Origin of the sequence: Janthinobacterium amylolyticum, from assembly GCF_051380655.1 — a bacterium.
Lineage (GTDB): Bacteria > Pseudomonadota > Gammaproteobacteria > Burkholderiales > Burkholderiaceae_D > Janthinobacterium.
The window spans coordinates 255145-266348 of record NZ_JBNYXL010000010.1 but is presented as its reverse complement, the minus strand read 5'-3'; the positions used below and the strand labels follow the sequence as shown (position 1 = coordinate 266348).

The 11204-nt window shown below is 60.0% G+C and carries 10 protein-coding genes; 7 read left to right on the top strand and 3 right to left on the bottom strand.

From position 1 onward, the window contains the following. Window positions 1-100 precede the first annotated feature (100 nt). On the top strand, window positions 101-1009 hold the full coding sequence (locus tag ACQ4WR_RS21835; RefSeq protein WP_436489904.1) for a hypothetical protein: 909 nt from the start codon (window positions 101-103) through the stop codon (window positions 1007-1009). A gap of 77 nt (window positions 1010-1086) precedes the next feature. Here ACQ4WR_RS21835 and yihA read toward each other — a convergent pair whose 3' ends face one another. Further along, window positions 1087-1830, bottom strand: coding sequence for a ribosome biogenesis GTP-binding protein YihA/YsxC (gene yihA / locus ACQ4WR_RS21830; RefSeq protein ID WP_071325653.1), 744 nt, complete (start codon window positions 1828-1830; stop codon window positions 1087-1089). 186 nt (window positions 1831-2016) lie between these two features. On the opposite strand from yihA, the gene ACQ4WR_RS21825 reads away from it, so the two are divergent. From ACQ4WR_RS21825 to msrQ, 5 genes are all read left to right on the top strand, one after another. Further along, window positions 2017-2706, top strand: coding sequence for a c-type cytochrome (locus tag ACQ4WR_RS21825; protein WP_102292477.1), 690 nt, complete (start codon window positions 2017-2019; stop codon window positions 2704-2706). A gap of 186 nt (window positions 2707-2892) precedes the next feature. Further along, window positions 2893-4989: a cytochrome c biogenesis protein ResB gene (locus ACQ4WR_RS21820; RefSeq protein WP_436489901.1), complete on the top strand. Its 2097-nt coding sequence runs from the start codon at window positions 2893-2895 to the stop codon at window positions 4987-4989. A gap of 67 nt (window positions 4990-5056) precedes the next feature. Further along, entirely contained in the window at window positions 5057-6208 is a 1152-nt protein-coding gene (ccsB, locus tag ACQ4WR_RS21815; protein WP_102292475.1) for a c-type cytochrome biogenesis protein CcsB, read from the top strand. Between the two features lie 84 nt (window positions 6209-6292). Beyond that, window positions 6293-7270 (top strand): protein-methionine-sulfoxide reductase catalytic subunit MsrP, encoded by a 978-nt coding sequence (gene msrP, locus ACQ4WR_RS21810; protein ID WP_102292474.1) that lies wholly within the window; start codon window positions 6293-6295, stop codon window positions 7268-7270. 9 nt (window positions 7271-7279) lie between these two features. Further along, entirely contained in the window at window positions 7280-7933 is a 654-nt protein-coding gene (gene msrQ, locus ACQ4WR_RS21805) for a protein-methionine-sulfoxide reductase heme-binding subunit MsrQ (RefSeq protein ID WP_436489899.1), read from the top strand. 7 nt (window positions 7934-7940) lie between these two features. Here msrQ and lptM read toward each other — a convergent pair whose 3' ends face one another. Continuing rightward, a complete protein-coding gene (lptM, locus tag ACQ4WR_RS21800) occupies window positions 7941-8132 on the bottom strand; it encodes an LPS translocon maturation chaperone LptM (protein ID WP_436489897.1) in 192 nt (63 codons plus the stop codon). A 40-nt stretch (window positions 8133-8172) separates the two neighbouring features. On the opposite strand from lptM, the gene cyaY reads away from it, so the two are divergent. Beyond that, a complete protein-coding gene (gene cyaY, locus ACQ4WR_RS21795) occupies window positions 8173-8502 on the top strand; it encodes an iron donor protein CyaY (protein ID WP_436489895.1) in 330 nt (109 codons plus the stop codon). Between the two features lie 179 nt (window positions 8503-8681). Here the strand turns inward: cyaY and ACQ4WR_RS21790 are convergent, their stop codons facing one another. Next, the gene (locus ACQ4WR_RS21790) at window positions 8682-11027 is read right to left on the bottom strand and encodes a penicillin-binding protein 1A (protein ID WP_436489893.1); all 2346 of its coding nucleotides are present in this window, start codon (window positions 11025-11027) and stop codon (window positions 8682-8684) included. Window positions 11028-11204 lie beyond the last annotated feature (177 nt).

Below are 11204 nucleotides of genomic sequence, written 5' to 3'. Positions count from 1 at the left end.
GTTGGAAATGCCGAGGAAGTGTTCCCAAAAGCAAGGGACTCTGGCACTATGGCTGCCCTGTAAGATTACTTTTGTCGCTACACAGAAAGCACGATTCATTTTGCATGACACGACCCATTTGCTGGCTGCCGATTCCGATATTTGTCCCACCTGCGGGCAAGTGATCCAGCCACCACCGGCCTACGGGTCCAGGACCAGCACCATGCGCAAGGTGGCGCTTGGCGTGTCCGTCTTGCTGCACGTGCTGCTGGCGGCGTATGTGCTGTTTCGTAGCGACAAAATCGAAAAGATTCCACCGCCGAAGAAGGAAAGCGCGATGGTCTACATCGCGCCCCTGAAGGACAAGCCGCAACCGAAGCCGCAACCGAAACCCACGCCCAAGCCGAAGGACACGAAAGTGGCCAAGGTGAAACCGCCACCGGCGCCAAGCAAGCGCGTGGTGACGAAAGACGTGCCGCGCGACAAGCCGAAACTGGAAACATTTACGCCGCCGCTGGTATCGAAAGTGCCGTTGCCGCCGCCGCCGGCTGAAGACATGAGCTCGATGATCGAGCAGCGCCGCAAGCAGCGCGAAGCGCAAAATCCCGCGCCGCCGGCCGAAGAGAGCGAAAACGACCGCGCCATGCGCGTGGCCAAGGCGAATATCGCCGGCGCGCAGGGACGCAATTCCGGCAGTGACCGCGAGGATTCTGGCGGGGTGTTTTCCATCGTCAACCAGACGTCCTTCAGTGCCGAAGTCAAGTTCAAGGGCTGGAATGGCAACTTCAAGCGCAACTGGCTGAAGCAGGAAAAAGTCGAGCTGGGCAACGAACCCGATATCGAAACGGCCATCCTGAAGAAGATGATCCAGCTGATCCGTGCCGAAAAACCAGGCGACTTCGTCTGGGAATCGCGGCGCCTGGGGCGCAACGTCAACCTCAGCGCGCGGGTCGAGGATACGGCCGAGCTAATGGCCTTCCTGCGCCAGGAATTCTTTGGCGACAAGCGGCCAGGGCCGGGAAGGCGCTAGGCGGTCGCAAGACTGACGGCAATAAAAAAGGCTGCACCGCGTGAGCGGGCAGCCTTTTTGCTTGCCGCTGCCGATAATCAGGCGGGCTTGTCGGTTCCGGCTTCCGGCTCGACGTCGTCTTCCATCTCGATCAGCTCGACCATCTGGGCGGCGCCGTCTTCGCTGATGCCGGCCAGTTCCATGATCTTGTCATTGGCTTCTTCGATGCCAACGCGTTTCAGGGCCGAGAACAGCTGCACCGTGAACGGGAAGCCGATACCGTCTTCGTCCACATAGCTGTCGAGCTTGGCCTTGGCCTGGCGCAGCGCGTTGACCGATTCATTGCGGTTGAGCTTATCGACCTTGGTCAGGATGCAGTGGATCGGCTTGCCGGTCGGGGCGAACCATTCCAGCATTTGAATGTCCAGGTCGGTGAACGGGCGGCGCGAATCCATGATCAGGATCAGGCCGGCCAATTGTTCGCGGCGCTGCACGTAGTCGCCCAGCAGGCGCTGCCAGTGCAATTTCGCCGAGCCCGACACTTCCGCGTAGCCGTAGCCCGGCAAGTCGACCAGCAGGCATTCGATCTCTTCGACGATGGTGGCATCCTTGCGGTGCTGCGCCACGTGGGCGCCGCCGATGGAGAAGTAGTTGATGTGCTGGGTACGGCCAGGTGTCTTGGAGGCGAACGCCAAGCCTTTCTGATTACACAAGATGTTGATGGCGGTCGATTTACCGGCATTGGAGCGGCCGGCAAAAGCGATTTCCGGCACCGTGGTATCGGGCAGGTCACGCAGTTGGTTGACGGTCGTAAAGAAGCGGGCTTGCCAGAGTTTTGACATGGGAGTAGTAAAGCAACAAAAGGGAGCGATAAGGGAGCGATAACGCCAAGAAGCTATTGTACAATAAGGGGTTGTTTATTGTTGCCGGCGTAGCAGCGATGCGGCTTGCGGCCCTGAAAATAAAGCAAAAATCCCCAGGGCGCGGCAATGTCCACCACTAATTTCTCACTGTCTCAGGGTGCCTGAATGAATCGTGCGTTTTCACCGTTTGTCCACTCCATGCTGCTCGCTTTGCTGGCTGTATCGGCAACTGCCTCCGCGGTCGAAGCACCGAAACCAGCTGCCGCGCCAGCGGTCGCCGTCAAGGCCGATGCGGCCAAGGGCGCCACCCTGTACGCCGATGGCGATGCGGCGCGTGGTTTGCCCGCCTGCGTCTCCTGCCACGGCGCCGCCGGCAATTCGACCATCTCGGTCAACCCGAAACTGGCCGGCCAGCACGAAAGCTATATCTACAAGCAATTGGTCGACTTCACCACGCCGCAGCGCAACCAGCCCGTCATGACGACGTACGCGAAGATGCTCAGCGACGCCGACAAGAAGAATATCGCCGCCTATCTGGGCACGCAGCTGTCCAAGCCGGGTGCCGCGAAGAACAAGGATACGATCGACCTGGGCAAGAAAATCTACCGTGGCGGTATTGCTGCCAAGCAAGTTGCGGCCTGTGCCAGCTGTCATGGCGCGACGGGCAATGGCATTCCCGTCCAGTATCCGCGCATCGCCGGCCAGCACCAGGACTACACGGTGGCCCAGCTGACCCTGTTCCGCAGCACCAAGGCGGATGCCCGCAAGAACAGTGCTGAAATGCACACCATCGCCGCCCGCATGTCGGATGACGAGATTGCCGCCGTTGCCGATTACATCGCCGGCCTGAAGTAAGTTTTCATAGTGGCAAGAGATTGCCACGCGTTCCAGCGCACATGAACAAGGGCGGCCGTCTCAGCGGGCTGCCCTTTTTTATGGCAAGGGCCAAACAGTAGTATGCTGCCGCCTTGCGCGGAGAAATTATGTTTGCTCCATGCCTCATTTTCTTGAAGATTGCATATCCCGTATGAGTAACAACGTATGAGCACAGGCACGACCGGAATCGAGTTAAAGACCCAACGCCGCAGCCTGGCTGAATTCGTCGAGCTGGTCTCGTCGATGCGCTTTGCCATCAGCTTGCTGACCCTGATCGCCGTCGCGTCCGTCATCGGCACCGTGCTCAAGCAGAACGAGCCCATGCCTAATTATGTGAACCAGTTCGGGCCGTTCTGGTTTTCCGTCTTCGACAAGCTGAGCCTGTATTCCGTGTATTCGGCATGGTGGTTCCTTGTCATCATGGGTTTCCTGGTCGCCTCGACCTCGCTGTGCATCGTGCGCAATGCGCCGAAGATGCTCAAGGACATGCGCAGCTGGCGCGACAATGTGCGTGAGCAATCGCTGCGCAACTTCCACCACAAGACGGAATGGCAGGTGCCGCTGCCGCGCGCCGTGCTGGCCCAGCAGATGGTGATGCGCCTGAAAGACGCCGGCTACCAGGCAAAAATTGTTGAAAAGGATAATGCCACCCTGGTGGCCGCCAAGCGCGGCGCAGCGAATAAATGGGGCTATATCTTTGCCCACGGCGCCATCGTCATCATCTGCGTGGGCGGCTTGCTCGATTCGGAAATGCCGATCCGCGTACAACAGTGGTTCTTTGGCAAGACGCCATTTGCCGGCAGCGGCGTGATCGCCGAGATTCCCGCCCAGCACCGCCTGAGCCTGTCGAACCCTACCTTCCGCGGTAACACCATGATTCCGGAAGGCTCGTCGAGCAATACGGCCATCATCCCCCAGGCCGATGGCGTACTGATCCAGGATTTGCCCATCACCATCCTGCTGAAGAAATTCCACATCGATTTCTACAGTACGGGCATGCCCAAGCTGTTTGCCAGCGACGTGGTCGTCACCGACCATGAAACGGGCGAGAGCTTTCCGGCCACCATCAAAGTCAACCAGCCGCTGCTGTACAAGGGCCTGGCCCTGTACCAGTCGAGCTTTGAAGATGGTGGCAGCAAGCTCAAGTTGACTGGCTTCCCCATGACGGGCAAGACGACGAAACGCTTCGACATCGGCGGCGAAGTGGGCGGCAGCACGCCGCTCGAGCGCAGCGATGGCAATTCCTACACGGTGGAATGGTCGGGTTTCCGCCCGTTCAACGTGGAAAACCTCAGCGCCGGCCAGGATGTGCGCGCCGTCAGCAAGGCGGAAAGTTTTAACGAGAAATTCTCCGTGGGCCTCGACAAGCGTCTGGGTTCGGCCGCGAAGAACGCCAATAACAAGGATCTGAAGAACGTGGGACCGTCGGTGCAATACAAATTGCGCGACAAGACGGGCCAGGCGCGCGAGTACCAGAATTACATGCAGCCCGTGACGGTCGATGGCGCCACGGTATTCCTGGCAGGCATGCGCGTCAACCCCAGCGATCCGTTCAGCTACCTGCGCATTCCCGCCGACGACAATTACAGCGTGACGGAATGGATGCGCTTGCGTGCCGCGCTGCAAGACCCGGAACTGCGCCAGCAGGCCGCCGCCCGCTATGCGGCGCGGGCCATGCCGCAGGCGGGCGCGGAAGCGCTGCGCAGCCAGCTGCAGGAGTCGGCGGCGAAAAGCCTGGGCATCTTTGCCGGCAGCGGGCAAGAGGGCGGCTTCCTCGCCATTTCGCGTTTCCTGGAGAAAATTCCAGCCGCCGAGCAAGAAAAGGCCGCCGACATCTTCATGAAAATTCTCAATGGCAGCCTGTGGGACTTGTGGCAGGCGGCGCGCGCCAAGGATGGCTTGAAAGCCATCGAGGCCGATGACAAGCATGGCCGCTTCCTGCAACTGGCGACGAATGCGCTGTCCGACAGCTTCTTCTATGGCGCGCCCGTGTACCTGCAGCTCGATGACTTTAAGGAAATCAAGGCGTCCGTGCTGCAGGTGACGCGTTCGCCGGGCAAGAGCGTCGTCTACCTGGGCTGCCTGTTCCTCGTGATCGGCGTGTTTTCCATGTTCTATATCCGCGAGCGCCGCCTGTGGGTGTGGATCAAGGATGGCGAGGGCGGCAGCGACGCGCTGATGGCCATGAGCACGCAGCGCAAGACCCTGGACTTTGAAAAAGAATTTGAGAACTTGAAGGCAAAGCTGCCGCAATCGGCGTAAGCTGCGCTGAGTTGAATGAGCTGAGTTGCGGCACGGCACGGCGCGGTGGCCGGGAATGGAGAAAATGATGGAAATTGCAAACAAGCAAATATATACGCAGGAACCGGGATTCTTTAAACGCCTGAGCCTGATTGACTGGGTGTACGGCGCCGGCTTGCTGGCCGCCGCGCTGTTCGGCCTGGTTCGCTTTGGCGCATTCATGGATATCTATGAAAAGGCCATCCTGCTGGCATCGGCCCCCACCTTTGCATGGCTGGGCTGGTACTGGAAACCCGTGCGCTGGCTGATCCCCGTGGCGGCCGTGCTGTCGCTGTTCGCCATCGAGCTGTACGCTGGCCACCTGGACATGGCGAACCAGAAATTCTTCCTGAAATATATCTTGTCCAGCCAGTCCGCCATCTTGTGGATGGGCACCTTGTTCGTGCTGTCGACCCTGTTCTACTGGATCGGCCTGGTGGCGCGCTCGGAATTTGGCTCGTCCGTCGGCTCGCTGCTGTGCTGGGCTGGCGTGGTGCTGGGCCTGACGGGCATGCTGGTGCGCTGGTACGAGTCTTATCTGATCGGTGCCGACGTCGGCCACATTCCAGTGTCGAACCTGTATGAAGTGTTCATCCTGTTCTCCCTGATCACGGCCATGTTCTACCTGTATTACGAGCAGCATTACGCCACGCGCCAGCTGGGCGCCTTCGTCATGCTGGTGATTTCGGCCGCCGTCGTCTTCCTGATGTGGTACACGGTCACGCGCGACGCGGCCGAGATCCAGCCGCTGGTGCCGGCCCTGCAAAGCTGGTGGATGAAGATCCACGTGCCGGCCAACTTCATCGGCTACGGCACGTTCGCGCTGTCGGCCATGGTGGCATCGGCCTACCTGCTCAAATCGAGCGGCTACCTGGTCGACCGCCTGCCATCGCTGGAAGTGCTCGATGACGTCATGTACAAGGCCATTTCCGTCGGCTTCGCTTTCTTTACGGTAGCCACCATCCTGGGCGCCCTGTGGGCGGCCGAGGCTTGGGGCGGCTACTGGTCGTGGGATCCGAAGGAAACGTGGGCGCTGATCGTTTGGCTCAACTATGCGGCCTGGCTGCACATGCGCCTGATGACGGGCTTGCGCGGCCGCGTCGCCTCCTGGTGGGCGCTGGTGGGCTTGCTGGTGACGACGTTTGCTTTCCTGGGCGTCAATATGTTTCTTTCAGGCCTGCATTCTTACGGAAAGTTGTAATTGCTTTTTGCATGACAGAAGCGTCATGAACGGCCCGGAAAAACTGGTGTAAGGTATATCCAATCACCTTTTTCCGGAGCCGCCATGTTGATCAAGCGCAGTCCCAACGGCATTGAGTTGCCGTATTCTTCCGAAATCACGCCGCGCGCCGTGTTTGAATCGCGCCGCAGTTTCATCAAGCAAGTGGCGTTGGGCTCGATCTCCAGCGCGGCCTTGCTGGAAATGGCCAGCCGCGAAGCATTCGCGCAGGGCACCAATCCGAAGCTGGCCGCCAAGCTCAATCCCGCCTATTCGGCGCTGGAAAAGCAGACGGCCTACAAAGACGCCACCACCTACAATAATTTCTATGAGTTCGGCACGGACAAGAGTGACCCGGCGCAAAACGCGGGCACCTTGCGCACGCGGCCGTGGACGGTCAGCATCGAAGGCGAAGTCAAGAAGCCGATGACGCTCGATCTCGACGCCCTGCTGAAGCTGGCGCCGCTGGAAGAGCGCGTCTACCGCCTGCGCTGCGTCGAAGGCTGGTCGATGGTGATACCGTGGATCGGTTATTCCTTCTCGGAAATCATCAAGAAGGTCGAGCCGACGGGCAATGCCAAGTATGTGGAATTCATCACCCTGGCCGACAAGAAGCAAATGCCGGGCGTGGGCAGCCGCGTGTTGCAATGGCCCTATACGGAAGGCTTGCGCATGGACGAGGCGAACCATCCGCTGGCGCTGCTGACCCTGGGCATGTATGGCGAAACCTTGCCGAATCAGAATGGCGCGCCCGTGCGCATGGTGTTGCCGTGGAAATATGGCTTTAAATCCGCCAAATCCATCGTCAAGATCCGTTTCGTCAAGGAACAGCCGCGCACATCCTGGAACCTGTCGGCGCCGTCCGAATACGGTTTTTACTCGAATGTGAACCCCAACGTCGATCATCCGCGCTGGTCGCAAGCTTCCGAGCGGCGCATCGGCGAAGACGGTTTTCTCACGCGCAAGCGCAAGACCCTGATGTACAACGGCTACAACGATGTCGCTTCGCTGTATGCGGGCATGGATCTGAAGAAATTCTTTTAAGGACGCCGCATGGCCATCAACCCCACAAGCAGGCAGCTGTCGCTGCTGAAAAGCCTGATTTTCCTGCTGGCGCTGGTGCCGTTCGCCCGCATGGTCTGGCTGACGTACACGGGGCAACTGGTGGAACCGCTGGAATTCATCACGCGCGGCACGGGTGACTGGACCCTGTATTTCCTCTGCATCAGCCTGGCCGTGACGCCGTTGCGCCGTTTCACGCAGTGGAACTGGCTGATCAAGCTGCGGCGCATGCTGGGCCTGTTTGCGTTTTTCTACGCGGCACTGCACTTCACGACCTTTTTATGGTTCGACCACTTTTTTGATGTGCAGGAAATGTGGAAGGATGTGCTCAAGCGTCCGTTCATCACGGTGGGCTTCATCGCCTTCGTGCTGTTGATTCCGCTGGCCGTGACAAGCACGAACGGCATGGTCAAGCGCCTGGGCGGCAAGCGCTGGCAGTGGTTGCACCGGCTGATCTATGTGATCGCCCCGCTGGGCATTTTGCACTTCTGGTGGATGAAGGCGGGCAAGCACAATTTCGCGCAACCGATACTGTTCGGTGTGATCGTCGCGCTATTGCTGGCAATGCGCGTCTATTTTGCCTGGAGCAAGCGCGCGAAAAGTGCCAGGGCAGCCGCGGCAGCCACCCCGGCACGCCGGATTTAAGTGCCGCTCAGGTCGCTGGTACGGCTGGTACGATAAGCGGTGGCGGCGGCACGGGAGCCGGCTCGACGGGTCCTTTTGCCGGCGCGCCCTTGGCCGCTGGCGGCTTGGGCAGGTACAGGGGGCCGGTCTGGCCGCAGCCGGCCAGGATGCTAGTAACCACAATGGCAATGCCGATATAAAACGCTGAGGATGACTTCACGATTAGAATCACGGTTTGATTAAGATCTTTGGAGTGTAGCATGAGCGAATCGGAATTCCTGGCCCTGGCCGAAGCCACCCTGACCCAGATCGAGGCGGCGCTGGACCGGCTGAACGATGAAGACGTGCTCGACGTCGAATGCAGCCGCAGCGGCAATGTGCTGGAAATCGAGTTCATCGACAACGGCACGAAAATCATCGTCAACAGCCAGGCTCCCATGCGTGAAATGTGGGTGGCGGCCCGCTCCGGCGGCTTCCACTACAAGCGCGTGGGCGAAGAGTGGATCAACACGCGCGACGGCTCCGAACTGTTTGCGGCCCTGTCCGCCATGGCCAGCGAACAGGCGGGTGCGACTGTGGTGTTGAAATAATCCTGTCAGCCGCATGCAATAAAAAAGGGCAGCCCGCATGGGCTACCCTCTTTTTTATTGCTGAAACGTAGGTCGATTAGCGCGCAAGCGCGTAATCCGACAACATTGTTAGCGCCGGGGTGGTGTCGGATTACGCGGCTTCGCCGCTAATCCGACCTACCCGATCCACGAAATTGCCGTCAGAACAGCTCGTTCTTCACGGCTTCCTTGGCCTTTTCTTCCTCCGGCGTGCCGCGCGCCGCGCCTTCCAGGCTGCCCACGCCCGTGCCTGGCGGGTTTTCCGCATAGTAGTACTCGTCGCCCACGTGGATCAGGCCTTCCGGCACGGCGCGTTCCTCGACGGGAATGCTTTTCAGCGCTTTCGCCATGTAGTTGATCCAGATCGGCAAGGCCAGGCCACCGCCCGTTTCGCGGTTGCCCAGGTTGCGCGGCTGGTCGTAGCCGATCCAGGCGATGCCCACCAGCTTGGCCTGGTAGCCGGCGAACCACGCATCGATGGAATCGTTGGTGGTGCCCGTCTTGCCGGCCAGGTCAGGGCGCTTCAAGGCCATGGCCTTGTTGGCCGTGCCGAAACGCACGACGTCATTGAGCATGCTGTTCATCATGAAGGCGTTGCGCTCGTCGATGACGCGGTTGGCTTCCTCGCCTGCCAGGTCCGGCTTGGCTTGCGACAACACGTTGCCGTCGCTATCGGTGACCTTGGCGATCAGATACGGGTTGATCTTGTAGCCGCCGTTGGCGAACACGGCATACGCGCCCGCCATCTGCAGCGGCGTGACGTTGCCGGCGCCCAGGGCCAGGGTCAGGTAGGGCGGGTTCTTGTCCGCGTCAAAGCCGAAGCGCGTGGCGTATTCCTGGCCATACTTGGCGCCGATCTTGTGCAGGATGCGGATGGAAATCATGTTCTTCGATTTCATCAAGCCCTTGCGCATGGTCATGGGACCGTCGTATTTGCTGTCGTAGTTCTTCGGTTCCCACGCCTGGCCGCCCGTCTGGCCCGCGTCGAACGAGATCGGCGCATCGTTGATGATGGTGGCCGGCGACAGGCCCCGTTCCAGCGAAGCGGAATAAATGAAAGGCTTGAAGGCGGAACCGGGCTGGCGCCATGCCTGCGTGACGTGGTTGAACTTGTTGCGGTTGTAATCGAAGCCGCCCACCATGGCGCGGATGGCGCCGTCCGTGGTGCTGGCCGAAACGAAGGCCGATTGCACTTCCGGCATCTGCGTCAGGACCCAGCTGCTGCCTTCCTGCATGACGCGGATCACGGCGCCGCGCTTGATGCGGCGGTTCGGCGCCGCTTTTTCCGACAGCCAGGCCGAACCGAAGGTCAGGCCGGGACCGGTGATGGTGATCTCTTCGCCGGCCGAGGTGACGGCCTGGATGGACTTGGGCGAGGCCTGCAGCACCATGGCGGCGATGATGTCGTCGCTGTCCGGATGGTCGGCCAGTTCCGTCTCGATGGCATCGTCCGCTTCCGCCTTGGTTTTCGGAATCTCGATATACGCTTCCGGGCCGCGGTAGCCGTGGCGTTTTTCGTAATCCATGACGCCCTTGCGCAGGGCCAGGTAGGCGGCGTCCTGGTCGGCCTTGGTGATGGTGGTGTAGACGTTCAGGCCGCGCGTATAGGTATCTTCCTTGAATTGCTCGTAGACCAGCTGGCGCGCCATTTCCGACACGTATTCCGCGTGCACGCCAAAGGCGCTGCTGTCGGTCTTCACTTTCAGCTCTTCATTCTTGGCTTCTTCGTACTGCGCCGGCGTGATGTAGCCCAGCTGCGCCATGCGCTGCAGGATGTATTGCTGGCGCATGCGCGCGCGCTTCGGGTTGACGACGGGATTGTAGGCCGATGGCGCCTTCGGCAAGCCGGCCAGCATGGCCGCTTCTGCCACGGTGAGGTCCTGGATATTCTTGCCGAAATAGATTTGTGCGGCCGAGGCGAAGCCATAGGCGCGCTGACCCAGATAAATCTGGTTCATATACACTTCCAGGATCTGGTCCTTGCTGAGGTTTTTCTCGATCTTCCAGGCCAGCAGGACTTCATACGCCTTGCGCTTCAGGGTCTGTTCGCTGGAGAGGAAGAAGTTGCGCGCCACCTGCTGCGTGATGGTCGAGGCGCCTTGCTTGGCGCCGCCCGTCAGGTTGTGCAGGGCCGCGCGGGTAATGCCCAGATAATCGACGCCGCCATGCTCGTAAAAACGGTCATCCTCGATGGCCAGCACGGCTTTCTTCATGACATCGGGGATATCCTTGATGTGCACCATGTTGCGACGCTCTTCGCCGAACTCGCCGATCAATACGCTGTCGGAGGTGAAAATGCGCAGCGGCATCTTCGGTTTGTAATCGGTCAGGGTATCGAGCGCCGGCAGGTTCGGATACGCCATGGCCAGGCCGAATACCACCAGCAATACGCCGACGACGCCCAGGCCCAGGAACGATGCCAGGGCCATCAGCAGGAAGCGTTTGGGTTTGCTGCCCTTCTTGGGCGGTTTCGAGCCAGCGTTGCCGGCGGGGGATGAAGATGTCATGCGTATCGTGTCTTTCAGTAAATTTATGCCGCTCAATTATAAGCGAGCTTGCCGGGGCCGCCGCACGGCTGGGCGCTGGCCTGGAGGACAGGCGTGCGTTGCCGCTACTCTATATAAGCGTGTCTGAGCCTGCTGGCAACCAGGATTTGGTAACAATTATTCTGCGCCAGATCACGG